The sequence below is a fragment of the Rathayibacter sp. Leaf299 genome (genome assembly GCF_001423055.1).
Taxonomy (GTDB): domain Bacteria; phylum Actinomycetota; class Actinomycetes; order Actinomycetales; family Microbacteriaceae; genus Rathayibacter; species Rathayibacter caricis.
Window position 1 is genome coordinate 250043 of record NZ_LMNT01000001.1, and the last position, 23827, is coordinate 273869.

A 23827-nucleotide genomic window follows, 5' to 3' on the forward strand; every position below is an offset into this window, starting at 1 on the left:
AGATCCCCCCTCGCTCGGAGTCAGCGGGTCTCGATGCGCCGCTCCGGCTCGGTCGCCGCGGACGGGACGCGGTCGCTCCGCCACTCCGTGGTGATCTCCTCGCCCCGGTCGAAGGCCTCCTGCTCGCGCTGGCGCAGCTCGACGCGGCGGATCTTGCCCGAGATCGTCTTGGGGAGCTCGGCGAACTCGATCCGGCGCACGCGCTCGAACGACGAGAGCACGTCCCGGGTGTGCGCGAAGATCGCCGCCGCGGTCTCGGCCGTCGGCTCCCAGCCCTCGGCCAGCGCGACGTACGCCTTCACGATGCTCTGCCGCACCGCGTCGGGTGCGGGCACCACCGCCGACTCGGCGACCGCCGGGTGCTGCAGCAGCACGCTCTCGACCTCGAAGGGCGAGATCTTGAAGTCGGAGGACTTGAAGATGTCGTCGGTGCGTCCGACGAAGGTGATGGTGCCGTCGACCGCGCGCACCGCGACGTCGCCGGTGTGGAAGAGGCCGTCGGCGCGGGCGCGGGCGGTGCGCTCGTCGTCGCCGTGGTAGCCCGACATCAGGTTCACCGGCTCGGTGGAGAGGTCGAGGCAGATCTCGCCGGTGGAGGAGCGCTCGCCCGTGAGCGGGTCGATCAGCGCGATCGCCACTCCGGGCAGCGGGCGGCCCATCGCTCCGGGCACGATCTCGGAACCGGGAGGGTTCGCGATGATGGCCGTGGTCTCGGTCTGGCCGTAGCCGTCGCGGATCCCCAGACCCCACTCGCGCTCGACCGTGCCGATCACCTCGGGGTTCAGCGGCTCGCCCGCCGAGAGGATCTGCGTCAGCGCGCGGGGCTTCGCGCCGAGCTCGGACTGGATCAGCATCCGCCAGACGGTGGGCGGCGCGCAGAAGGTGGTGACCTCCGCCCGGTCGAGCTGCTCGAGCATCGCGGACGGCGAGAAGCGGCTGTAGTTGTAGACGAAGACGGTGGCCTCGGCGTTCCACGGGGCGAAGAAGCAGCTCCATGCGTGCTTGCCCCAGCCGGGCGAGCTGATCGCCGAGTGCACGTCGCCCGGCTGCACGCCCAGCCAGTACATCGTGCTGAGGTGGCCCACGGGGTACGACTCGTGGGTGTGGACGACCATCTTGGGCTTCGAGGTCGTGCCCGACGTGAAGTAGATCAGGCACGGATCCGTGCTCTCGACGCTGACCGTCGGGCTGATGCCGAAGGGCTCCGCGGAGTCGGAGTAGTCGAGCCAGCCGTCCACGGCGCCACCGACGGCGATGCGGCCGAAGTCGCCCTCGACGTCGTCGAACTTGGCGGTCTCGGAGGCGTCGGCGATGACGTGCGCCACCTCGCCGCGCTCGAGCCGGTCGGCCAGATCGGCGGGCGAGAGGAGCGTCGTCGTCGGCAGGATCACCGCGCCGAGCTTCATGATCGCGAGCATCGACTCCCACAGTTCGACCCGGTTGCCGAGCATGAGCATGACGTGGTCGCCCTGCTCCACGCCGACCGAGTGCAGCCAGGTGGCGACCTCGTCCGACCGCCAGCGCATCTCGTCGAACGAGACCTTCTGCTCCGAGCCGTCCTCCTCGACGATCCACAGTGCGGGGCGCTCGTTGCCGATCGCGATCGCGTCGAACCAGTCGACGGCCCAGTTGAAACGGGGGCCGACATCCGGCCAGTGGAAGGCCTCGGTGGCGGCCGCCACGTCGGTGCGGTGCTCGAGCAGGACGTCGCGCGCGGCGCGGAAGCTCCCGGTGGGATTCATGCGCTCATTCTCCTCCGGTCGCGCCGGCGGCCGGGGTTCCCCCGCGGAGGCGGAGGGACGGACGGGATCGGCCGCCGTGGCGGCGCGTCCCGTCCGTCCGACGCGGGGCTCAGTACTGGATGGACTGGCCGCCGTCGATCGGGAGGACGACGGCGTTGACGTACGCGGCGTCGTCCGAGAGCAGGAACGCGACGACGGAGGCGATCTCGGCCGCCTCTCCGTAGCGCTTCGTCGGGTTGACCTGGATGAACTCCTCCGCGGCCTTCCGCGGGTTCTCGGGGTCGAGCTGCTTCATCGAGTTCTCGACCATGGGCGTCCAGATCGCACCGGGCGCGATCGCGTTGATACGGATGCCGTAGCGGCCGTACTCGACGCCGGAGTTGCGGGTCAGGCCGACGACTCCGTGCTTGGCGGCCGCGTAGCCGGACTGGTTGCCGATGCCGGTGATCCCGCCGACGGACGCCGTGTTCACGACCATGCCGGAGCCCTGCTCGCGCATCACCTTGAGGACCTTCTCGAGGCCGAGGAACACACCCCGCAGGTTGATCGCGACGACCTTGTCGAACTCGGCCGCGGTGAAGTCCTCGGTGAGGTTCTGCTTCCCCTCGATGCCGGCGTTGTTGAAGAAGCCGTCGATCCGGCCGAAGCGCTCGAGGGTCGCGGCGACGTAGGCGTCGACGTCCTCCTCCTTCGACACGTCGGCGGTCACGGTGAGGGTCTCGGCGCCGGGAACGGCCGCGGTCACGGCCTCGACGGTCGCGGCGAGACCGTGCTCGGAGATGTCGACGAGGGCGAGCTTCGCTCCCTCCTCGGCGAGGCGGACGGCGCTGGCGCGGCCGAGTCCGGACCCTCCTCCGGTGATGAGGACGACGCGGTCGGCGAAGCGCTGGGTGGTGGACATGGTGACCTCCTGCTCGTGGAGCGAAGGGGTCGGCGGGCCGGCGAGTCCGGCTCCGTGCTCGTTCACGGACGCCCTTCGACTCGCTCCCAAGTGTTGCTCGGTTTTCTGGGTGCCGCCTCCGTGCCGGGGCGCAGCGCCGCGCCGGCGGACCCTGGCAAGGGCCGCAGAGACCGTCCCGCCGGATGCCGACCTCGGGTAGACCGGAAGGACCGAGACGGACAGGGGGAGCCGCGATGGTGATGAGAAGGACGACCGCGACAGGGGCCGCGACGGTGCTCGCGGTGCTCGCGCTGGCGGGCTGCACGGCACCGGCCGAGGAGGAGGCGGCGACGCCGACCGCGACGGCCACGTCGACACCGACACCGACCCCGACTCCGATCGGGCCGTTGGATCTGCCGGAGGGTCAGACCGCGGCGGTCACCTGGACCGACGAGATCGGGGCACCGGAGCCGCAGACGGTCCGCCTGGTGGGTGAGCCGCTCTCGATACGGCTGGCCGTCGCCTGCGACACCGCGGACGCCGAGGTGACGGTCGAGATCGAGGGCCTGATGACCAGCGGCTCGAAGTGCCTCTACAACGAGGGCATCACGCGCGGCGACCCCAACGAGGGCAACGGCGCGAGCATGCAGATCTCCGTCGACCAGGACGCCCGCATCGTGGTCACGACCGTGCCGGCGGACGCCCGCTGGTCGGGGACCGTGTCGACCGGACCGCGGACGGTGCCGGCTCCGGGCTGAAGCGCGTTCGGCCCCGGGCTGAAGCGCGTCCGGGGAGTGACGCGGGTCAGCCCAGCGGCACGCCCAGCGCGCTCATGAACGGCACGGCGTCGACCGCCTCGCCGTCGACGCGCGTCTCGAAGTGCAGGTGGCAGCCGGAGGAGGCGCCGGTGGATCCGAGCAGCGCGACCACGTCGCCCGCCTCGACCACGTCGCCGACGCCGACGAGCAGCTCGCTGTTGTGGGCGTAGCCGGTCTCGATCCCGCCGCCGTTGTCGATCAGGACCCAGTTGCCGTAGGTGCCGAAGTAGCGGGACTCCTCGACGACGCCGCCGGAGGCCGCGACGACCGGCGTGCCGCAGGCCGCGGCGAGGTCGGTGCCCTTGTGGAACAGGTTGACGCCCGACACGGGCGCGTCGGGACGCGGGCCGTAGCTGCTGCTGATGCGGCCCGAGACGGGGAGGACCCAGGTGCCGGAGGCGCCGTTCGCCGCGGCGGTCGACTCGCCCGCTCCGGCCGTGATGGCCTCGAGGGACGCGGTGGGAACGAGGACCTCGGGCTTCGCCTCGGCGGCGAAGGCGTCGCGGGTGACGGTGTGCTGCACGGCACCGGCGGCGACGAAGCTCTGCGGGCGGGCGGCCGCGACGGCGGTCGCCGTGTCGTGAGCGAGCTCGGAGTCGGGGGCGCCCGGCGTGGCGAACGCGGGCATCGTCGTGGTGACCGCGATGCCGACGACGAACGACATGGCCGCCAGAGCGGAGGCGCGGGGCCGGGTCGGACGACGCGACGCGCGACGCGACGCGGTGCGCTGCGCCTCCTGCTGGGCGCGCAGCTGCCTCCGGGTCGGGAGGGCGGTGGAGCTGTCGGTCTGCTCGACTCCCCGGGGGGAGGGGGTCGGGGCGAGATCGGAGTGGTGCATGCAGTCAGAGTTTCCGGGTCGTGCGCCGCGCGGAGATGCGCGCGGCTGGGGCGGGGAACCGTCGGGCGCGGAGGGGTTGTCCGCGCCGTACGACCCTCCAGGGTACCCGGGATGCTCCGGAACGCACCTGGGAGACCGCTCACCGTCCGGGGTCAGCAGTCAAGCCCCCTCGTGCGGGCTCGTGTTTCCGGCCGTCGTATGTGGTGTCAGTCGTCGGCGCCCGCCGGCTCCCAGAGCTGGATCCGGTTGCCCTCGGGGTCGTGCAGATCGGCGAACCGCCCGTTCGGGTAGTGCTCGGGGTCGACCACGACCGTCGTCCCGGAGCTCCTCAGCTGCTCGACCATCGCGTCGAGACTCCGCACGCGCAAGTTCACGGCCCAGCCGGTCGGGCCGAGGTGCTTCGAGCCGACCGGCATCGGCGCGAGGACGGTCGCTCCGGCCTCCTGCCGCCACGACGAGGATCCGTAGGAGGTCGGCGGCTCGTCGACGCCGAGGTTCTCGGCGTACCAGCGCCCGAGTGCCGCGGGATCGCGGGCGGCGAAGAAGAGGCCGCCGATCCCCGTGACTCTCTCCACGGTCGCGCCTAGCCCGCTGTGAAGGCCAGGAGTGCGACGACCCCGCCGACGACGACCGCGACTCCGGTGCCCAGGCGCCACCACATCCAGCGGTCGCGCCTCGGGCCGCGCATCGGCCGCCGCTGAGCGGCCTTCCCGAAGAAGCCCGTGGGGTTCGGTTGAAAAGCCATGACCTCAGCCTGCCCGGCGGTGCTGCGGGGCAGGCGGCTTTCGAACCGGACTCCCAGACGCACGAGGCGGACCCGCGCTCACTCGCCCCACGGGCTGTCGTCGCGCCAGGGTGCGAGATCGACCTCGTTGCCCTCCGGGTCGGCGAGCGTCCACCAGTCCGGAGCGTGGTCGTCGTCGGCCACCCTTCCGCCCGCGGCGAGGGCGGCGGCGATCCTCGACTCGACCGCCTCGCGCGGGACGTACAGGTCGAGGTGCACGGTGTTGCGCTCGGAGCGCGTCTCGTCGATGCGCTGGACCCAGACGTTCGGGGCGAGGCCGCGGGGATCCGCCGCATCCGCGTCCTCCCGGGGCGAGTAGCCCAGCACGGCGGCCCAGAAGGCCCGCACGGCGTCGACGTCGACCGCATCGATCGCGATCTGCAGGCTCTGCACGGCCGACGGGTCGGCGACCAGCCCGAGCTCCTGCGCCGCGGAGGAGATCCGGCCGGCCAGCTCCGCGTCGCGGCGGCTGACGTCGCCCACGTCGTGGCTGGTCAGGCGCACCCCGACGCCGCCGAATCGCAGATCGACGTCCGGATGGTGGTCGGCCTCGTCGGCGAGAGCGGCGACGGCGGCGACCAGCGCGGCTCCGCGGGCGAAGGAGCCGGTGGGGAACCAAACGCGGGCGCCGTCGCCGACGACGCGCCAGCCCTCGGTGCCGGGCGTCGCGCGGAAGGTGCGGGGGGAGATCCGATCGCTCATGCGGCAGTTCTACGCCGACCCGCGCCCGGCCGCCAGCGCCGCCACTCCGCGGATCGCCCAGGCGCCGCACGGGCCCGGCTCGGTACTTTAGGAGGATCACGGCCGATCGGGCCCGACGAGCGGAGGACGACACCATGGCGCAGACCACCGGGAACGACAAGGCGGCTCAGAAGCGGGCGAAGAAGGCTCTGAAGAAGGCCGAGAAGTCGGTCCGCGCGGCGCACGAGGCCGTGCGCGACTCGAGCAAGAAGCTGCGCAAGAAGGCGCGCAAGCTGTCGGAGCAGACCGAGAAGCTGCGCCGCCAGCAGGAGAAGGCCGCGAAGAAGGCGGCCGCCGCCGAGCGGGGAGCGCAGCCGAGCGAGCCGAAGCACGCGGCGCCGGTCGTCGATCCCGACACGACCCCCGACCTCACTCCGCCGCTGCCGAGCGTGCCGCACGAGGACGAGCCCGTCGTCGACTCCGACCCGGAGCACACCCCGGATCTCACTCCGCCGCTGCCCTCGGGTCACTGAGAGCGCACCCTCGGCTGGGAGTGCTCGTCAGCCACGATCGTGCGCGAGGAGCACTCCCGACCGAGGTCCTGCAGCCCGCCCGCCCGGTGAAAGTGAATAGCCGGTAAATACATCCGGGGACCCCGCCACAGGGCCCGTCAGCAAGCGCATGATTCCTGCGTGGATCCCCTCGTTCTGCTCGTCCTGGTCGTCGTCACCGCCCTCGCCTTCGACTTCACCAACGGCTTCCACGACACCGCGAACGCGATGGCCACGTCCATCGCGACCGGTGCGCTGAAGCCGAAGGTCGCCGTCGCCCTCTCCGCGTCGCTCAACCTCGTGGGCGCCTTCCTCAGCATCGAGGTGGCGCTGACCGTCACGAACGCGGTCGTCCGGATCCAGGACTCGTCCGGCGCACCCGACCCGGCGCTGCTCGAGAGCGGCGGATCCGCTCTACTGCTGATCGTGCTCGCGGGACTCATCGGCGGCATCATCTGGAACCTGCTGACCTGGCTGCTCGGCCTGCCCTCGAGCTCGTCGCACGCCCTCTTCGGCGGGCTGATCGGATCGACGCTCGCCGGACTCGGCGTCGACGGCGTCAACTGGGCGGGCGACGGCTCCAAGCTCGACGGAGTGGTCGGCAAGGTGATCCTGCCGGCGCTGATGTCGCCCGTGCTCGCCGGAGCGGTCGCGGCGATCGGCACCTGGCTGGTCTTCAAGGTCGTCGGGAACCTGGCCTCGAAGGGCCTGGACCACGGCTTCCGGATCGGCCAGATCGGCAGCGCCTCCCTCGTCTCGCTCGCACACGGCACCAACGACGCGCAGAAGACGATGGGAGTGATCACGCTGGCGCTGATCGCGGCCGGCGGCTGGAGCGACACCGAGTCGGTGCCGTTCTGGGTCAAGCTCAGCTGCGCCCTCGCCATCTCGCTCGGCACCTACCTCGGCGGCTGGCGCATCATCCGCACCGTCGGCAAGGGCCTCGTCGAGATCGACACGCCTCAGGGCATGGCGGCCGAGAGCTCGTCGGCCGCGGTGATCCTCGCCTCCAGCCACCTCGGCTTCGCCCTCTCGACCACCCACGTCGCGACCGGCTCGATCCTCGGCTCCGGCGTCGGCCGCCCCGGCGCCCAGGTGCGCTGGCGCGTGGCGCTGCGGATGGTGATCGCGTGGGTGATCACGCTGCCCGCCGCAGGGCTCGTCGGCGCGGTCATGTGGTGGATCGGGCACCTCGCGGGAGGGGCGCTCGGCGGACTGCTGATGGCGGCGGTCCTCGTCGCGGTCGCGGTCCTCATCTACCTCCGCTCGCGCCGCGACGCGATCGGCTCGCACAACGTCAACGACGAGTGGCAGGACGCCCGCCGCTCGCCCCAGCCCACGAACGCCTGAGGAGTCGCACCGTGCTCGCACTGTTCTTCGAGGCCGCCGGTCAGGTGGCCGTGGTCGCCGTCCTCCTCGGGGCCGGGCTCCCCGTCCTCTTCGCCCTCGGCGTGCGCTCGTTCGCGGTCGCCGGTGGCGCGGCCGGGGAGCAGCCGCGCCTACCCGTCCCGCTGCTGCGCGCGATCGGAGTCGCCTGCTTCGCGATCGTGGTGCTCGCGGTGGTCGTGGGGCTGAGCGTCATCCTCGCGACCGGCTTCGGCCAGGAGGTCGACTTCTCGCACGGCGTGCCCGTTTTCGTCCCGAAGGGCTGAGCGTGGGTGAGCAGACCGTGTCGGGGCCGGTCGCCCGCGTCGTCGGCTGGCTGCGCGCCGGCTACCCGACGGGAGTGCCCGAGCAGGACTACGTGCCGCTGCTGGGCATCCTCCGGCGCAGTCTCACCGCGGACGAGGTCGAGCAGGTGGTCGAGCGGCTGGTGCTCGACGCCGCGCGGGCCGACGCGGACGGCGTGCCCCTCGACCGCGCGCAGCTGCGGCACCGCATCGAGGAGCTCCTGCTGGGTCCGGCCCTGCCCGAGGATCTCGTGCGCGTCTCCGTCCGCCTCGCGAGCGCGGGCTGGCCGCTCGGGATCCCGGAGGAGGACGCGCCGCAGGCCGGGCTCGTCACGCGGATCGTCCGCTGGCTGCGCGCGGGCTACCCGGCGGGACTGCCGGAGCAGGACTTCATCCCGCTGGTCGCGCTGCTGCGCCGCCGCCTCACCGACGACGAGGTGACGGAGGTGGGCACCCGCCTCGCCGCCGAGGGCGCCCTGCCCGCGAGCCGGATCGACGTCGCCGCGGCGATCGCCCGCGTCACCTCGGAGCTGCCGTCGGACGAGGACGTCGAGCGGGTGCGCCGCTCGCTCGCCGAGCGCGGCTGGCCGGAGGACTTCCCGGGCTGAGGGTCGCGCACGGCGATCCCTCCTCGAGGAGGAGTGCCGACCCTCGGTTCCTCGACCGCGACGGAGCGCCGCTGAAGGCGTTCGCAACCGAGGAGGAGACGGCGGTTTCGATCCCCCCGGGCGCTTGACGAGCTCCCACCCTCGGTTGCGAGCCGCTGCACCAACAGAACTAAGGTCGGCAGCCACGATTCTGGCGGATTCATCCGGTTCCGCGCGCTCAGCCTTGTTCCTGCAGCGTCTGTCGATCCGAACCGATCAGGCGAGCCACAGGGATCGCCCCGGCTCCGTACACTGGACGCATAATCCCGCAGCGCGAGCTGAGCAGGGTTCCGGAAGCCGTCGTAGCCCTTGAGGGCACGGCGGCTTCACCTGTTCCCGACCGCCGCGGCGCTCAGTCGAGGAGCACCCGGGACGGGTACGCGTCGTGGCTGAAGCAGAGGGTGATGCCGGAGGCCTCGAGGCGCAGCAGCTGCTCGGAGGTGCGGTGGTGCGCCGCCGGGTCGTCGCTGATGAGGCGGGGGAGCGGGCGCAGGCGGTCGGACCACTCCAGGAACTCGCGGCCCCAGGCGGCGTCGCCGGCGATCAGGAACCGGCCTTCCACGAGGACGCCCAGGTGGCCGAGGGCGTGCCCGGGCAGCGGAGTGACGACGCAGCGGCCGTCGCCGAAGAGGTCGAAGCCGCTCACCCCGGCGACCGTGCTCACCGGCTGCTCGTCGACGACGAGGCGGTCCGAGTCGGCGAACCACGGCGAGATGAGGCCCGTGAAGACGCCGTCGGTGACGCGGCTCCGCTCGATCCTCTGCAGCTGGCCGCGCGAGAGCACGAGGGTCGCGTCGGGGAAGTGCCGGAGGCCGCCCACGTGATCGGGGTGGAGGTGCGTGAGGACGACGAACTCGATGTCGCCGGGCTCGAGGCCCTCGGAGCGCAGCCGGGCGTCGACGGTCTCGGCCGGAGTGACGCGCGCCGGCAGGATCCGCCGGTAGAGGGCGCCGATGGGGCCGGTGCCCGCGAAGGACGGCGGGTAGCCGGTGTCGACGAGCACGCGGCGGCCGCTGGGGTGCGTGTAGAGGAAGACCGCGGAGGGGAAGGTGCGGCGGGGGAGGCCCTCGCCGCGGAACACGCGCGAGAGCGGGAAGGTGGTGTCTCCGCACGCGAAGACGCGCAGGGCGGGCTCGCGCTCAGGCACGGGACGCGGCCCGGTAGTGCTCGCCGACGCGGCGGATGCCCTCGGCGAGCGGCACGACCGGCTCGTAGCCCAGCTCGGCGCGGGCGCGCGAGATGTCGAGGGTCTGCGCGTAGGCGAGGGTCGCGACGGTGTAGCGGGTGAAGGGCGGCTCGGCCCCGCCGGGCAGCCGGGCGTAGACCCGCTCGAGGACCTCGGCGAGCGCGGTCAGGAGGCGCAGGTCGACGGTGAGGAAGCGCGGCTCCTCGCCCATCGCGGCGAAGAAGGCGCGGAGGAGCTCGCCGAACGGGGTCGGCTCGCCGTTGGTGATGTTGTAGACGCTGCCGTCCGCGTGCTCGGTGCCGGCGGCGAGGACCAGTGCGCGGGCGGCGTTCTCGACGCAGGTCACGTCGACGACGTTGCGCCCGCCGTCGAAGAGCGGGATGCCGCGGCGCCGGTTCGCGGCCACGAAGCGGGGGATCAGGCTCGGATCGCCGACTCCGATGAGGCCGCGGGGGCGCAGGATCACGAGCTCGCGGATCCGTCCCTCGGCGAGCGCCCGCTGCAGAAGGCGCTCCGCCTCGATCTTGCTGCGGATGTAGAGGCTCATCCGGCTCGCAGGATCGAACTCGTCCTCCCGCACCAGGTGCTGGTGGCGGCGGGCGGAGTAGATACTGGGCGAGGACACGAAGACGATGCGCGGGATGCCGACGCGCTCGGCGAGGCCGATCATCGCCTCCGTGCCGTCGACGTTCGCCTCGCGGAACTCGCTCCACCGGCCCCACGGGCTCGACAGGGCGGCGGAGTGGACGAGCACGTCGGCGCGCACGGGCAGGGTGGCGAGGTCGGCCAAATCGGCGGCGATCGTCTCGGCGCCGTCGGCGGCGAGGCGCTCGAGGGCCGGGAGGTTGCGGCCGGCGGCGATCACCTCGTCGCCCTCGGCGAGGAACTCGCGCACGGCGTGGCCGCCGAGGAAGCCCGTGGCGCCGGTGACGAGGACGCGGCGGGGCGCTCGGGGGCCGGCGGACACCGACGGATCAGCGGACATCGACGACCTCCAGCCCCTTCTTGCGGCCCCAGTACCAGAGCAGGATCCCCAGGTAGCCCAGCGCCTTGCCCTTGCGGATGGAGCAGCGGACGATCGCGCGGCGGTTCAGCCGCGCCTGCGTGCCCGGGATCACCCGGCAGACCTTGAGGTGCAGCTCCAGGTCCTCGTCGGTGTCGTCGATGCTCGAGCGCGGGAAGCCGCCGACCTCGAGGTACAGCGCGGCGTCGATGGCGAGGTTCAGGCCGGCGATCATGAACATCCGGTAGCGCTGGCCCGGGCGGCGGTAGACGATGCCCGGCGCACGCTCGAGGATCCGGATGAGACCGGCGCCGATCACTCCGTCGTACCAGCGGTACTCGGGCTCGTCGGTGCGCGGAGTGACGCGGCCGCCGACGAAGCGGAAGCCGGCGCAGAAGTCGGCCTTCAGCAGCTCCACCCAGCGCGCGTCCGGCAGCGAGTCGGCGTCGGTGCGGGCGACCACGGCAGCCCCGTGCGCGATCGCGTACCGGAAACCGGTGTCGGAGGCGGCTCCCGTGCCCTTCTGCGCCTCGCCGATCGTGAGGACCGGCCGCTCAGGGCGCTCGGCGGCGAACGCGTCGATCACCGCGCGCGAGCCGTCGGTGCTGCCGTTGTCGACGAGCAGGAGGGTGAAGTCCTGATCGGACTGCGCCGCGAGGGCATCGAGGGTACCGCGGAGCAGCTTCTCCTCGTTGAAGAGCGGCACGACGACCCAGAAGCTCACCCGGACCCCCTCGCGCTCCGCCGGGACCACCCTAGCGAGGGGAGGGGGCGGCCTCGTGGGCGGAGCGGGACGGGGAGGGCTTCTGGTGGACGTGGGTCTCGATACGCGCCTGCGGCGCTACTCGACCAGCAGAGGGGAGGGCGGCCGCTCAAGACGGCCGGCGCCGTCCTTGCTGATCGAGCAGCCGCGCAGCGGCGTATCGAGATCCCCGTGTCCGGGGGTGGTGGGTCCCGAGACGCGCCTGCGGGGCTGCTCGACCAGCAGGGGAGGGCGCTCGCGGGAGAGCGCAGAGTGCATATCCCCGCTATACAGGGGGAGCGGCGTCCCTCCGGCAGGTCGGCGCAGGAGGGACGCGACCGTGTCCGATGTGCTCCCCGTCCGCATCCTCGGCACGGGCGAGGCCCTGCCGCAGCGCCTCGTCCCGACGGCCGAGGTGGCCGCCCTCTGCGGCATCGACGCGGACGAGGCGATCCGCCGCACGGGCGTCGTGACCCGGCACTGGCTCGCGGACGACGAGGATCCGCTGGAGCTGGGCCTGCTGGCCGCGCGGCGGGCGCTCGCCGCCGCCGAGCTCGAGCCCGGCGACATCGACGTCGTGCTCAACGCCTCGGGCACGCACCTGCAGGCGATCCCCGACGGCGGGGCGCTGCTCGCCGCCGGACTGGGCCTCGCCGACGTCTCGGCCTACAGCCTCCACGCCACCTGCCTCTCGTTCCTCTTCGCGCTGCAGGAGGCGGGGTTCCTCCTCGCGACGCACCGCGCCGAGCGGGTGCTCATCGTGTCGACTGAGGGCGGCAGCCGCGGCATCGACGTCGGCCAGCCCGAGAGCGCGCTGCTGATCGGCGACGCGGCCGCGGCCGTCGTCGTGGGCCGGGCGACGACTCCGGGGCAGGGCATCACGACGTCGAGGTTCACGACGCGCACGAGCGGGGTTATGCACGCCGAGATCCGCGGGTTCGGGACCCGCATCCGGATCGAGGAGGCTTCCGAGCGCCTCGCCGACTTCCGCTTCGACATGGACGGCACCCGCCTGCTGATCGAGGCGCTGCGGCACTTCCCCGCGTTCCTCGAGACGGTGCGGCCGGGGCTCGGCTCCGGGCTGCCGGGCATCGACCGCGTGGTGCCGCACCAGACCAGCAAGGCGGGCCTCGAGGGCATGGCGCGGCTGTGGGGGCGCGAGCGGATGGTCGTCACGCTGGCCGAGGTCGGCAACACGATCGGCTCGGCGATCCCGCTGGCGCTGCACCGCGCGCGGGTGCAGGAGGGGGAGTCGGTGCTGCTCGTCGGGACCGGCGCGGGCACCCACTACGGGGCCGTGGTGCTGCAGTGCTGAGGGCCGCCGTGAAGGTCGGTGCGGTCCGAGGTTTGACGGAAGCGTAAAAAGCACGGTTCTTGCGGTGGCTCCGGCCGGCACCTGCCCGCGCCTCTGCGCCAGGCTCGAAGCGACCCGATCCGCTGCTCGACGAGGACTCGCGACGACGCTGACGCCCCTGCCGAGCGGAGCGGGAACCGGCGGCCGGCCGTGGAGCAGAACTCCGCGGCGGCCCATCGACACCACCGGGACGCCGCACCCTCCGGCGACCGCGAGACCCTCCAGGAGCCCCGAGTGAACCTGACCGATCACCAGCTGCAGGCCGCGACGTGGGAGGACCGTCAGGCGCTCGCCGAGACGATGATCCCGCTGATCGGCGATCTCTACCGCCGCCGCCGGGTGGTGACGTCGCTGCACGGGACGAGCCTGATCAACCGGTCGACGATCGAGCTGCTGAAGGCGCACCGCTTCGCCCGCCACCTGGACGAGTCGGAGCTGTCGCTGGCCGAGACCCTGCCGATCCTGCGGGTCCTGACGCGGCTCGAGCTGGGTGCGGCGTCGATCGACGTCGCGCAGCTGGCGTTCCTGTTCCGCACGCGGGAGGGGTCCGAGTTGCTGGAGGAGTTCCTCCGGGAGCAGCTCGCCGAGGTCGTGGGCGGGGTGCCGCGGGTCGCGGGCGGGCAGGGGCCGCGGGACGTGGTCCTCTACGGGTTCGGGCGGATCGGGCGCCTCGTGGCGCGACTCCTGATCGAGCGGGGCGGGCAGAGCTCGACCCTGCGGCTGCGCGCCGTGGTCGTGCGCCGCGGCTCGGCCGACGATCTGCGCAAGCGCGCGAGCCTGCTCCGGCGCGACTCGGTGCACGGGCCGTTCGCGGGCACGATCACGGTGGACGAGGAGAACGACACGATCCTCGCGAACGGGACGCTCCTGAAGTTCCTCTACTCCGACGACCCCGCGAGCATCGACTACCGCGCCCACGGGATCGAGGACGCGATCGTCGTGGACAACACGGGCCGCTGGCGCGACGAGGCGGGCCTGGCCCGGCACCTCGAATCGCCCGGTGCCCGGCAGGTGCTGCTGACCGCGCCGGGCAAGGGCGCGCTGAAGAACATCGTGCACGGCATCAACCACGACGCGATCAGCGCCGACGACCGGATCGTGTCGGCCGCGTCGTGCACGACGAACGCGATCACGCCGATCCTGAAGGCGGTGCACGACCTGGTCGGGGTGCGCAGCGGGCACGTCGAGACGGTGCACTCGTTCACCAACGACCAGAACCTGATCGACAACTTCCACGCCGGCGATCGCCGCGGCCGCTCGGCGGCGCTCAACATGGTGATCACCGAGACCGGAGCGGCGACCGCCGTCGCGAAGGCCCTGCCCGAGATGGAGGGACGGCTCACCGGCAGCTCGATCCGGGTGCCCACGCCCGACGTGTCGCTCGCGATCCTGAACCTGCGCACGGAGCGGCCGATCACGAGGGACGCGATCAACGCGCACCTGCGCCGCGCCTCCCTGGACTCGCCGCTGCGCCGGCAGATCGACTACCTCGAGTCGCCCGAGATCGTGTCCACCGACATCCTCGGCTCCCGCCACGCGGGAGTCGTCGACGGCCTCGCGACGATCGCGACCGAAGACGGGGTCGTGCTCTACGTCTGGTACGACAACGAGTTCGGCTACAGCTGCCAGGTCGTGCGGGTCCTCGAGACCCTGGCCGGCGGCCAGGCGCCGTCGTTCCCGGCCGTCGCGCCCAGGAGGGACCTCGCGCCGGTTCCGGCGTGAGCGCAGACCACCGGGACCGTCGCGTCCCGGGCTGAACGGGAGCGGGCGTCCGCGTCCGCTCCTCGGGCCGGGGCGTCTGGAGGGTCGCCCCGGCCCCACTCCGCTCCGCCGTGACCGCCGTATAGCGTGAGCGGAGGGAGTCGCCGCCGTCGAGCGTGCCGGGCCGCCGTGTGCGGGAGCGACCGCCGGACGAGGGGGAGGCCGCGATGGATCTCGAGATCGGGCGCGGCCTGACGATCCCGGCGTCGGAGCTGCAGTGGCGCTTCTCGCGGTCGTCCGGGCCGGGCGGGCAGCACGTGAACACGTCCGACAGCCGCGTGCAGCTGACCTGGGACGTGGCGGGATCGGCGGTGCTCGACGAGGAGCAGCGGGCGCGCCTCCTGGAACGGCTGGAGCGGCGGCTGGTCGCGGGGACCGTGACCGTGACGGTGTCGGAGCAGCGGTCGCAGCTGCGGAACCGCGAGGCGGCGCTCGAGTCGCTGCGCGGGCTGGTGAGCGCGGCGCTGGCGCCCCCGGCGGCTCCGCGGCGCCCGACCCGGCCGACCCGCGGATCGGCTCGGCGCCACCTGGCGGCGAAGCAGCAGCGGTCGGCGACGAAGCGGCAGCGGCGGCGTCCGACGGACGACTGACGGAGCGCGCGTGACGTTTCGTGCCACCCCCGTCTGAGGGGCGTACTGGCTGATCGCGTCGATCAAACACGTGTCGTCTGCCAGAGTTCCCTCGAGTGCTCCCCTCCGGGAGGAGCGCGAGCGGCTCGCTCGGGCCGGAGGTGCAGTTCGGGGAGAGGTGCTGTCACGTGACGCAGAATGCGCCGATCGATCGGTCGGTGGCTCGGGAGCGGATCCGGCTCGCGGCACTCGACGACCTGCACATCGTGGGCACCGGTCCGGAGGAGCGGTTCGACCGGGTCACGCGGATGGCCAAAGAGCTGTTCGGCGTGCCGATCGCCGAGATCAACTTCATCGACCAGCAGCACCAGTTCACCAAGTCGCCGCAGCGGCCGGGAGGGTCCCACTTCACTCCGCGGGCCGACTCCTTCTGCGACGTCGTCGTGCAGCAGCCCGACATCGTCGTCGTGCAGGACGCGCTCGAGGACCCGCGGTTCTCGGAGCGAGGCACGGTCACCGGTCCGCCGCACGTGCGCTTCTACGCCGGCCGCCCGCTCAGCGTGGCCGACGGCGCGCGGGTGGGCACCATCTGCCTGGTCGACACGGCGCCGCGCGACCTCAGCGGCGAGGACCAGGAGCTCCTCGACGAGCTCGGCCGGTGGGTGGAGCGCGAGCTCGTGGAGCAGCGCGCGGCCGACCACGCGGGCTGGACGCAGCGGCAGATGCTGCCCGCGCCGGTGCGCGTCGACGGCTACACCTTCGCGGGATTCACGCGGCCCCACTCCGAGGTGGCCGGCGACTACTTCTCGGTCGATGTGCTCGAGGGGCGCGTCGACGCGACGCTCGCCGACGTCATGGGCAAGGGCGTGTCCGCTGCTCTCGTCGCCTCCGCCGTCCGCTCGGCGTTCCAGGCCCGACGCGGCTGGGAGCCCGGCGCGGCCGTGACCGCGGTCAACGAGCAACTGCTCGCCGATCTGTCCGCGACGGGCACGTTCGCGACCCTCGTCCACACCAGCCTCGACACGCGGACCGGCGAGCTGCACTACGCCGACGCGGGCCACGGGCTGACCGTGATCGTCCGCGCCGACGGCACCGCCGAGCGGCTGACGTCGTTCGACTTCCCGATCGGCATCGGCGAGGACGTCGGATGGGAGGCGCGCGCGACGACGCTCCTCCCGGGCGACACGCTGCTCTCCTGCTCCGACGGGGCGCTGGACCTGTACGACGGCACCCTGGCCGCGCTCGACGAGCTGGCGGCCCTCGTCCGCTCGTGCGCCGACGACGGCGAGCTCTTCGCCGCGGTCCAGGACCTCATCGAGTCGGTCCCGCCCGACGACGACGTCACCCTGCTGGTCCTCCGCCGGGACGAGGAAGAAGGAGGAGAGCGCTGATGCTGTCCGTCACCTACGTGAGCACGGCCTCCGAGACCTTCGGCGACGCCGACCTCGCCGAGCTGCTGCGGCAGAGCCGCGAGAACAACGCGCGCTCCGGTCTGACCGGGATGCTCCTGTTCAAGAACGGCCGCTTCATGCAGGTCCTCGAGGGCGAGGAGGAGGACGTGCTCGAGCGGTACCGCGTGATCGCGGCCGACCCGCGGCACACCGACGTCACCCAGCTGCTGAGCGAGTCGATCGAGGGCCGGCGCTTCCCGCAGTGGTCGATGGGCTTCCCGACGCCGGAGGACGCGGAGCTGCGGCGGGCGCCGGGCTACGACGCGTTCTTCGACTCCCCGCAGAAGCGCCGGAGCAGCTGGGACGAGCCGTCGCGGGCGCAGCTGCTGCTGGACTGGTTCCGGCAGCGGGCCTGAGGACCGCGGCGCGGCGTCGCGCTCACGAGCCGGCGAACGGATCGACGTGCCGCCACGCGCGCCCGAGGCCGACTTCGCGGCGCAGGGCGAGAAGGGGTGCTGCGGCGGTGTAGGCGCGCCCCCGCTTCTCGCCGGTCGCCTCGAGGAGCCCGGCCTGCGCGAGCGTCGCCAGGTCGCGCGTCGCGGTCTGGGGGCTGACCGTCACGCCCACTTCGGCGAGCGAGGAGATGTAGCGGCCTCTGGTGAGCGTCGCGCCGAGGAGGGCGTCGAACAGCGCGTCCAGGGTGCGGTCGTCGACGCCGGCCGCGAGGACCATCGTGCTCAGGTCCGTCGTCGCCTCGCTCGCGGCGGCGATGCGGAAGGCTCGCTCCTGGGCCTGGTTGAGGTGCGCGGTGAGCATGAACCGGATCCATGGGCGGGCACGTTCGGGAGGCACGCGCCCCGGAGACCACCCCCCGCCCCCGCCGCCGACCTCGGCGAGCACGTCGTAGTACGCCTGCGTGTGGCGGCCGAGGTACTCCTCCGTCGAGAGGAAGACGGGCGAGACGTCGTCGTCGGCGGCGAGGACGAGGGACTGCAGGATGCGCGCCATGCGCCCGTTGCCGTCTCGGAACGGGTGGATGAGCACGAAGTTGAGGTGCGCCATCGCCGCGTCGACGAGACTGTCGCCGGTGCCGCGCACGGTCGTGGTCAGCTCCTCCATCAGCGGAGGGAGGCCGTCGGCGGGCGCGCCTTCGTGCACGATGTCCCCGGTCGACTCCTGCTGGACGAACACCGGCCCGAGCCGGTAGCGCCCGGGCCGCACCGACAGATCGTGCGACGTCATCATGTAGTGCAGGCTGCGCAGGAGTGTCGGGTCGACGACCACCGGATCCTGCGCGAGCTGGAGGACGTAGGTCATCGCGAGCTGGTAGCCGAGGAGAGCGCGCGCCGTGTCGTCGCCCACTCCCGGGGGCTGCTCGCCCTGGGCGAGTGCGCCCACCTCGTCGACGCTCGCGGTGATGCCCTCGATGCTGTTCGACCCCTGCACGTTGCGCGCGATCGTCATGCGGCGCAGCGGCGCCGTCCAGCGGTTCGCCTGGCGCACCTGGTGCAGCAGGGAGTCGCTCACGGTTCTGATCTCGTGGCGGACCTCGAGTTCCTCGTCCGTGAGCTCCGGTGCGGTGTACATCGATCCTCCATGACTATTAATAAGCATCATACGACCTCGGGTTCTCACGGGCGGACGCGGAGGGCGCGGCACGCTGAGAGCGCTCCCGGCGGATCGGACCGGGTCCGGTTTGTCAATCGTCTTCACCCCGGTCGGCGGGTTTCCTACGATCGGCTGGTCGGGCCGGATCGCGGTGCCCGGGAGCAGCGAGGGGCGCAGTGCCGGACTTCTCGTTCCTCCGGCCGCGCTCGACGGCGGGGGCGGTGCTCTCGGAGCTCGCCGCGACGGGCGCGCGGCTCGAGGGCCCCGACGTCCGGGTGACGAGCGTGACCGTCAGCGACCGCGAGGTCGAGCCGGGCGGGCTGTTCGCCGCGCTGCCGGGGCGGGGCGCGCACGGTGCCGACTTCGTCGAGCGGGCTCGGGCGGCGGGAGCGGTCGCGGTGCTCACCGACGAGGAGGGGGCCGCGCGCACCGCCGGTCTGCCGGTGCTGGTCGCTCCGGATCCGCGGCGGGTCCTGGGACGGATCGCGGCGCGCGTCTACGGCACCGACTCCGCTCGCCCGCCGCTCTTCGGCGTGACGGGCACGAACGGCAAGACGACGACCGTGCACCTGCTCACGGCGGTGCTCGAGCAGCTCGGGAGGCGCGTCGGCCACAGCTCGACGGCGACGCGGCGCAGCGGCTCCGTCGAGATCGCGAGCCGGCTCACCTCGCCCGAGGCCCCGGAGCTGCACGCGCTGCTGGCGCGCATGGTCGAGGACGGGGTCGACGCCGCCGCCCTCGAGGTGAGCGCGCAGGCGCTGACGCGGCACCGGGTCGACGGGCTGCACTTCGACGTCGCGGGATTCACCAACCTCAGCCACGACCACCTCGACGACTACGGCGGCATGGACGAGTACCTGCGGGCGAAGGCGAGGCTCCTGCATCCGTCGCTCTCGCGTCGGGCGGTGGTGCTGCTCGATTCGCCGGCGGGCGAGCGGATGCGCGACCTGGCCGAGGTGCCCGTGGTCACCGTCGCGTCGCTCGGCGGCACCGGCGCGGACTGGCGGGTCGAGGTGCTCGAGTCGACGACGACGCGCACCGCGTTCCGGCTGAGCGGGCCCGGCGGCTCGCTGACCACCTCCGTCCCCCTCGTCGGTCGGCACATGGCGGCGGATGCGGGGCTCGCGCTGGTGATGCTGCTGTCGGCCGGGCATCCGCTCCCGGCGCTCGCCGAGGCGGTGCGCGACGGGATCCACGCGCGCGTGCCGGGCCGCTCGCTCCTAATCTCGGGGGAGCGCGGGCCGCGGGTGTTCCTCGACTTCTCGCACACGCCCGACTCGATCGAGAAGACGGTGGCGGCGCTGCGCGAGGTGACTCCGGGACGCGTGATCGTGGTTCTGGGAGCGGACGGCGACCGGGACCCCTCCAAGCGCGCACCGATGGGGCGGGCGGCGGCCGAGGGGGCGGACGTGGTCGTCGTGACCGACCACCACCCGCGGTCGGAGGATCCGGCGCGGATCCGCCGTGCGCTGCTCGAGGGCGCCCGGCTCGGCGGCGACGTGCGCGAGATCGCGGAGCCCGCGGAGGCGATCCGCTCGGCGCTGGGCTCGGCCACCGCCTCCGACAGCGTGCTGTGGGTGGGGCCGGGCGACACGGACTACCGCCTGGTGCGCGGGGTCGAGGTGCCGTACTCGCCGCGTCGCGACGCGCGCGAGGCGCTGGTCGAGCTCGGCTGGGGCTGAGTCGCGGAACGGAGTGGCGCGGGCGTGATCCGTCACTGATGGTCGCCGCGGGAGGATCAGGACGGCCGTCCGCGACGGGTCGACGCGGGCGGAGGCCCGGCAGAGGTCGGAACGCGGCCGTTCGCGACGGATCGGGGCGCTGACGGGTGGGCCGCCGCGCGCTCAGGCGGCGGGCCGCTCCTGGAACCAGCGGACGAGCTCGCGCAGGGCCGGCAGGGTCAAGCTCGTCTCACGGTCGCCGGCGAGGTCCTCGAACGTGGTGCGGAAGCCCTCGGGCTGCGCGGTCTCGGGCACGGCGGCGTACGCCATCGACCACTCCGGGAACAGGCGCTCGGTCGTCGACTCCTTGAGCAGGATGCGGATCGACTCGTGCCGGGGATCGTGCTCGATGGCGTCCATCCGCTCGCGCACCGCCTCGTCGGGGCCCTCGAGCACCTGGAGGAAGCGGCCGTCGCGGTACAGGAGCATGCCGGTGAGGTCGACCCGCGCGTTGTCGGCGCGGCTCTGCTGCAGGAGCGACGCGAGGCGCGCCTCGTCGAACGGGGCGGTGGCGCGGCTGGAGTAGACGAGGGAGAGCATGGGACCGGCTTTCGGGAGGTGTGCCTGCAGTCGATCACGATCGCCGACGCCGCGCAGGGACTGGCTGAGCCGGGTCGGTGCTGCTAGCGAGCCCCCGTCAGACGCCCGGGTCGTCGTCGTACGAGACCGAGTAGGAGGTGCTCATCGCGGACGCGGAGTACCCCGCGGCCGTGACCTCGCCGTCGGGGCCGGCGTCGTGCGGGTCGACGTCGTCGCCCTCCGGGTCCCGCCGCTCGCCCGGGCTGCCCAGGAGCAGGCGGGTGAGCGACTCCGCCGACGAGAGCAGCACCTCGAGCGCGGCCGCCAGGTCGCCGTCGCCGGGTGCGGATCCGCGGAGGGCGGCGGCGAGGACGCTGCGGCGCATGAGCTCCTTCGCGAACGAGCCGGTCGTCCCCTCCGCCCGCTCCGCCGCGGCGTCGAGCGCCGCCCCGCTGAACGGCAGGGCGTCGGCGTACCGGCGGAAGAGGCGGCGGCGCGCCTCGAGTCCGGGGAGCGGGATCTCGACGCCGAGGTCGACCCGGCCGGGACGCGCGGCGAGGGCGCGCTCGAGCACCTGGACGCGGTTCGTGGTCATCACGAAGGCCACGTCGGCGTCCCCGTCGAGGCCGTCGAGCGCGTCGAGCACCTCGAACAGCAGCGGCTGCGGGCTGTGCGAGCGCTCCATCGCCACCAGGTCGATGTCCTCGAGCACGACCAGCGCGGGCGGGAAGGTGCGCGCGATCTCGGCGGCGGCGCCGATGAAGCGGATGCTCGACCCGGTCAGCACGATCGCAGTGGTCCCCGGGGTGCGGGAGAGCAGGTGGCGTACCGTGAGCGTCTTGCCGGTGCCGGGAGAGCCGTAGAGCAGCAGGCCGCGCTTGAGGTGCTGGCCCGCCTCGAGCAGCTCGGCGCGGTGCTCGCCGATGCCGACGACGTGGTCGACGACGGAGTCGAGCACGCCCTCCTCGAGCACGACCTCGCTCGCGGCGACCGCGGGACGGGGGAGGAAGACGGCTCCGGCGTGACGGCCGAACTCGGTGCCCGCGAACGAGAGCACCTGGCCGCGCAGCACGCTGTGCTCGATCATCAGCGCGTGCAGGCGGCGGACGAACGCCGGCACGACCCCCTCGTCGGCCGCGAGGATCTCGAGCGTCGCGGTCTCCCGACCCACCTGCGGCATCGCGTCCCGCTGCAGCACCGCGACCGGCACGCCCTCGAAGCGGAGCAGGCGCAGGCCGAACGCGATGACGCGGCGGTCGGAGTCGGGTCCGGTGGCGCGGGTGGCGTACGTCACGGGGCCGGGCGCGAACCGGTTGTAGGGGTTCGCGAGCATCTCGCCGATCGAGGAGTGGGCGCGCTGCTCGCCGCCGCCGACGCCGAGGACGGAGGAGTCGGCTCCCGAGAGGACGTCGAGCGCGAGGTCGGCGTCGACCAGGCGGTGCGGGAGGACCTCCTCGGTCGTGACCGACAGGGTCGTCGCGTCGACGCCGAGGTGCTCGCTCACGGCGTCGCCGAGCGGCGTGCGCTCGGCGATCTGCTCGGTCGCGGCGAGCTTCTCGACGTGCTTGAGGTAGCGGGAGACGACCCGCATCAGCTCCCGGTCGGATTCCTCGAGCATGCGGACCTTCCCCCCTGGCGGTGGTCCGCCGTCGGGGGAGACGCTAGCGCGGGTCGGCGGGCGGTGGGGGAACCCGCTCCTGCGGGCTCCCTCGACGCTCCGGGGTTCCCGCGGCGGAGTCACCGCTCGGTCAGCCCCCTCTCGGGGCACGAGCAGACCGGTCGGTTAGCGTGGCGGCTCGCACCGCCGACGGGATCCAGGACGCACGCCGGATCCAGGACGGACAGCCGGAGCCGGGACCACGCACAGGAGGAGACACCATGACCGAGCAGATCGGGATCCCCGAGGCCACCGCACTCGAGCAGCAGCGGCGCACCGTCGCGATCCTCGGGGCCGGAGGCGACCTCACCGAGCGGCTGCTGCTCCCGGGGCTGGGACGGGTCGCGGAGCTCGCGCGCGACTCCGAGCTCACCCTCGTCGGAGCCGCCCGCACGCCGCAGAGCGACGAGGAGTGGCAGGCGCTCGTCCGCCGCAGCCTCGAGGACGCGGGGATCGCGGCGCACACCGTCGACGACCTCGCCTCGCGGGCGCGCTTCGTCGCGACCGACGCCTCCGATCCGGAGCAGCTGGCGGCCCTGCTCGACGCCTGCCCGTCGACGCCCGTGCTCTACGTGGCGCTCCCGCCGGCCATGGGACACGCGGTCGCGGAGTCGCTGGGGCGGATCGAGCTGCCGGAGGACCTCGTCGTCGCGATCGAGAAGCCGTTCGGCGAGGACCTCGACGACGCCGTCTCGCTCAACGCCGCCCTCGCGGCCGTGATCCCCGAGGACCGCCTCTGGCGCATCGACCACTTCCTCGGCAACGCGACGGTGATGGGGATGCTGGGCCTGCGCTTCGGCAACCGGCTGCTCGAGGCGAGCTGGAGCGCCGAGCACATCGAGAAGGTCGAGATCGTCTACGACGAGACGCTCGGGATCGAGGGGCGCGGGAAGTTCTACGACGGCACCGGGGCGCTGCGCGACATGCTGCAGAGCCACCTGCTGATGGTGCTGGCGCTGACGGTGATGGAGCGGCCCGACGAGGTCTCTCCCCAGGACGTCCACGCCCGGATGGCCGAGGCGCTCGGTGCCGTCCGCCTCTGGCGCGACGACCCCGCCACGGCCCGCCGCGCCCGCTACACCGAGGGGCGCCTCGACGGCCGCCTGCTCCCCTCCTACGTCGACGAGCCCGACGTCGACCCCGAGGCCGGCACCGAGACGCTCGCGCAGCTCCTCCTCCAGGTCGACGTCCCGCGCTGGGCGGGCGTGCCGTTCGTGCTGCGCTCCGGCAAGGGGATCGGCGACCCGCGCACCGAGGTCGCCGTCCACTTCCGCGCCGCGACTCCGCCCCGGGGCCTCCGCTCGGGCGGGGAGGACGCCGGGACCGTTCTGCGCCTGTCGCTGAAGGGCGGCGACGTCGGGCTCGACCTGTTCGTGAACAGCGCCGACGACCTGACCGACCTCGAGCGCGCGACGCTGGAGGCGCATCCCGGGACCGCCACCCTCGACGCCTACGGGCAGGTGCTCGCGGGGATCCTGCAGGGCGACACCCTGCTGTCGGTGCCGTGCGACGTCGCCGAGCAGTGCTGGCGCATCGTCACTCCGGTGCTCGCGCACTGGGCCGACGGGGCGGCGCCGCTCGAGGAGTACGAGGCGGGGAGCGCGGGGCCCGCGGGCTGGTGAGACGTCCTGGCGGCTTCTCGACGGTGATCGGCCGTCGTCGCGCCTCGCGGGACGCGGCGCGCTGACACGGTGGGAGCAGTGCG

24 protein-coding genes are annotated in these 23827 nt (G+C 73.1%); 12 read left to right on the forward strand and 12 right to left on the reverse strand.

The window, feature by feature from the left end; all coding sequences use genetic code 11:
- Positions 1-20 precede the first annotated feature (20 nt).
- Both ASF48_RS01180 and ASF48_RS01185 read right to left on the reverse strand, forming a co-directional pair.
- A complete protein-coding gene (locus tag ASF48_RS01180; RefSeq protein ID WP_055785137.1) occupies positions 21-1742 on the reverse strand; it encodes an AMP-binding protein in 1722 nt (573 codons plus the stop codon).
- A gap of 109 nt (positions 1743-1851) precedes the next feature.
- Entirely contained in the window at positions 1852-2643 is a 792-nt protein-coding gene (locus tag ASF48_RS01185) for a glucose 1-dehydrogenase (RefSeq protein ID WP_055788710.1), read from the reverse strand.
- Positions 2644-2876: 233 nt separating this feature from the next.
- Between ASF48_RS01185 and ASF48_RS01190 the strand changes: the two genes are divergently transcribed.
- Positions 2877-3380 (forward strand): hypothetical protein, encoded by a 504-nt coding sequence (locus ASF48_RS01190; RefSeq protein WP_157603006.1) that lies wholly within the window; start codon positions 2877-2879, stop codon positions 3378-3380.
- A 46-nt stretch (positions 3381-3426) separates the two neighbouring features.
- On the opposite strand, the gene ASF48_RS01195 is transcribed toward ASF48_RS01190, so the two are convergent.
- The 4 genes from ASF48_RS01195 to ASF48_RS01205 form a co-directional block, all read right to left on the reverse strand.
- On the reverse strand, positions 3427-4278 hold the full coding sequence (locus ASF48_RS01195) for a M23 family metallopeptidase (protein WP_055785143.1): 852 nt from the start codon (positions 4276-4278) through the stop codon (positions 3427-3429).
- Positions 4279-4484: 206 nt separating this feature from the next.
- A complete protein-coding gene (locus ASF48_RS01200) occupies positions 4485-4853 on the reverse strand; it encodes a VOC family protein (protein WP_055785146.1) in 369 nt (122 codons plus the stop codon).
- 8 nt (positions 4854-4861) lie between these two features.
- On the reverse strand, positions 4862-5023 hold the full coding sequence (locus ASF48_RS19185; RefSeq protein WP_157602110.1) for a hypothetical protein: 162 nt from the start codon (positions 5021-5023) through the stop codon (positions 4862-4864).
- Positions 5024-5101: 78 nt separating this feature from the next.
- Positions 5102-5764: a VOC family protein gene (locus ASF48_RS01205; RefSeq protein ID WP_055785149.1), complete on the reverse strand. Its 663-nt coding sequence runs from the start codon at positions 5762-5764 to the stop codon at positions 5102-5104.
- Between the two features lie 134 nt (positions 5765-5898).
- On the opposite strand from ASF48_RS01205, the gene ASF48_RS01210 reads away from it, so the two are divergent.
- From ASF48_RS01210 to ASF48_RS01225, 4 genes are all read left to right on the forward strand, one after another.
- On the forward strand, positions 5899-6276 hold the full coding sequence (locus ASF48_RS01210) for a hypothetical protein (RefSeq protein ID WP_055785152.1): 378 nt from the start codon (positions 5899-5901) through the stop codon (positions 6274-6276).
- 159 nt (positions 6277-6435) lie between these two features.
- Positions 6436-7644 (forward strand): inorganic phosphate transporter, encoded by a 1209-nt coding sequence (locus ASF48_RS01215; protein WP_055785155.1) that lies wholly within the window; start codon positions 6436-6438, stop codon positions 7642-7644.
- Between the two features lie 11 nt (positions 7645-7655).
- A complete protein-coding gene (locus tag ASF48_RS01220; protein WP_055785159.1) occupies positions 7656-7946 on the forward strand; it encodes a hypothetical protein in 291 nt (96 codons plus the stop codon).
- Positions 7947-7948: 2 nt separating this feature from the next.
- A complete protein-coding gene (locus ASF48_RS01225; RefSeq protein WP_082480900.1) occupies positions 7949-8572 on the forward strand; it encodes a DUF3349 domain-containing protein in 624 nt (207 codons plus the stop codon).
- Positions 8573-8963: 391 nt separating this feature from the next.
- On the opposite strand, the gene ASF48_RS01230 is transcribed toward ASF48_RS01225, so the two are convergent.
- From ASF48_RS01230 to ASF48_RS01240, 3 genes are read right to left on the reverse strand one after another with little or no spacing between them, the layout of a single operon-like run.
- A complete protein-coding gene (locus ASF48_RS01230) occupies positions 8964-9758 on the reverse strand; it encodes an MBL fold metallo-hydrolase (protein WP_055785163.1) in 795 nt (264 codons plus the stop codon).
- Positions 9751-10782 (reverse strand): NAD-dependent epimerase/dehydratase family protein, encoded by a 1032-nt coding sequence (locus tag ASF48_RS01235; protein WP_055785166.1) that lies wholly within the window; start codon positions 10780-10782, stop codon positions 9751-9753. The genes ASF48_RS01230 and ASF48_RS01235 overlap by 8 nt, the downstream gene beginning before the upstream one ends.
- Complete coding sequence (locus tag ASF48_RS01240; protein ID WP_162238012.1) at positions 10772-11524, reverse strand: glycosyltransferase family 2 protein; 753 nt, start codon at positions 11522-11524, stop codon at positions 10772-10774. The genes ASF48_RS01235 and ASF48_RS01240 overlap by 11 nt, the downstream gene beginning before the upstream one ends.
- A gap of 358 nt (positions 11525-11882) precedes the next feature.
- On the opposite strand from ASF48_RS01240, the gene ASF48_RS01245 reads away from it, so the two are divergent.
- From ASF48_RS01245 to ASF48_RS01265, 5 genes are all read left to right on the forward strand, one after another.
- On the forward strand, positions 11883-12857 hold the full coding sequence (locus ASF48_RS01245) for a 3-oxoacyl-[acyl-carrier-protein] synthase III C-terminal domain-containing protein (RefSeq protein ID WP_055785172.1): 975 nt from the start codon (positions 11883-11885) through the stop codon (positions 12855-12857).
- Between the two features lie 273 nt (positions 12858-13130).
- Positions 13131-14618: a glyceraldehyde-3-phosphate dehydrogenase gene (locus tag ASF48_RS01250; RefSeq protein WP_268788493.1), complete on the forward strand. Its 1488-nt coding sequence runs from the start codon at positions 13131-13133 to the stop codon at positions 14616-14618.
- Positions 14619-14824: 206 nt separating this feature from the next.
- Entirely contained in the window at positions 14825-15247 is a 423-nt protein-coding gene (gene arfB / locus ASF48_RS01255) for an alternative ribosome rescue aminoacyl-tRNA hydrolase ArfB (RefSeq protein WP_055785175.1), read from the forward strand.
- A gap of 167 nt (positions 15248-15414) precedes the next feature.
- Entirely contained in the window at positions 15415-16617 is a 1203-nt protein-coding gene (locus ASF48_RS01260) for a PP2C family protein-serine/threonine phosphatase (RefSeq protein WP_055785178.1), read from the forward strand.
- Positions 16617-17033 (forward strand): BLUF domain-containing protein, encoded by a 417-nt coding sequence (locus tag ASF48_RS01265; RefSeq protein WP_055785181.1) that lies wholly within the window; start codon positions 16617-16619, stop codon positions 17031-17033. The genes ASF48_RS01260 and ASF48_RS01265 overlap by 1 nt, the downstream gene beginning before the upstream one ends.
- Positions 17034-17055: 22 nt before the next feature.
- On the opposite strand, the gene ASF48_RS01270 is transcribed toward ASF48_RS01265, so the two are convergent.
- Positions 17056-18204 carry a Fic family protein gene (locus ASF48_RS01270; RefSeq protein WP_055785184.1) on the reverse strand — a complete coding sequence of 383 codons (1149 nt, stop codon included), beginning with the start codon at positions 18202-18204 and terminating at the stop codon, positions 17056-17058.
- A 197-nt stretch (positions 18205-18401) separates the two neighbouring features.
- On the opposite strand from ASF48_RS01270, the gene ASF48_RS01275 reads away from it, so the two are divergent.
- Positions 18402-19907 carry a Mur ligase family protein gene (locus ASF48_RS01275; RefSeq protein ID WP_055785186.1) on the forward strand — a complete coding sequence of 502 codons (1506 nt, stop codon included), beginning with the start codon at positions 18402-18404 and terminating at the stop codon, positions 19905-19907.
- 162 nt (positions 19908-20069) lie between these two features.
- On the opposite strand, the gene ASF48_RS01280 is transcribed toward ASF48_RS01275, so the two are convergent.
- Positions 20070-20486, reverse strand: coding sequence for a BLUF domain-containing protein (locus tag ASF48_RS01280; RefSeq protein ID WP_055785189.1), 417 nt, complete (start codon positions 20484-20486; stop codon positions 20070-20072).
- A gap of 97 nt (positions 20487-20583) precedes the next feature.
- Positions 20584-22083: an AAA family ATPase gene (locus tag ASF48_RS01285; RefSeq protein WP_082480902.1), complete on the reverse strand. Its 1500-nt coding sequence runs from the start codon at positions 22081-22083 to the stop codon at positions 20584-20586.
- Positions 22084-22343: 260 nt separating this feature from the next.
- On the opposite strand from ASF48_RS01285, the gene ASF48_RS01290 reads away from it, so the two are divergent.
- Entirely contained in the window at positions 22344-23744 is a 1401-nt protein-coding gene (locus tag ASF48_RS01290; protein WP_055785192.1) for a glucose-6-phosphate dehydrogenase, read from the forward strand.
- Positions 23745-23827 lie beyond the last annotated feature (83 nt).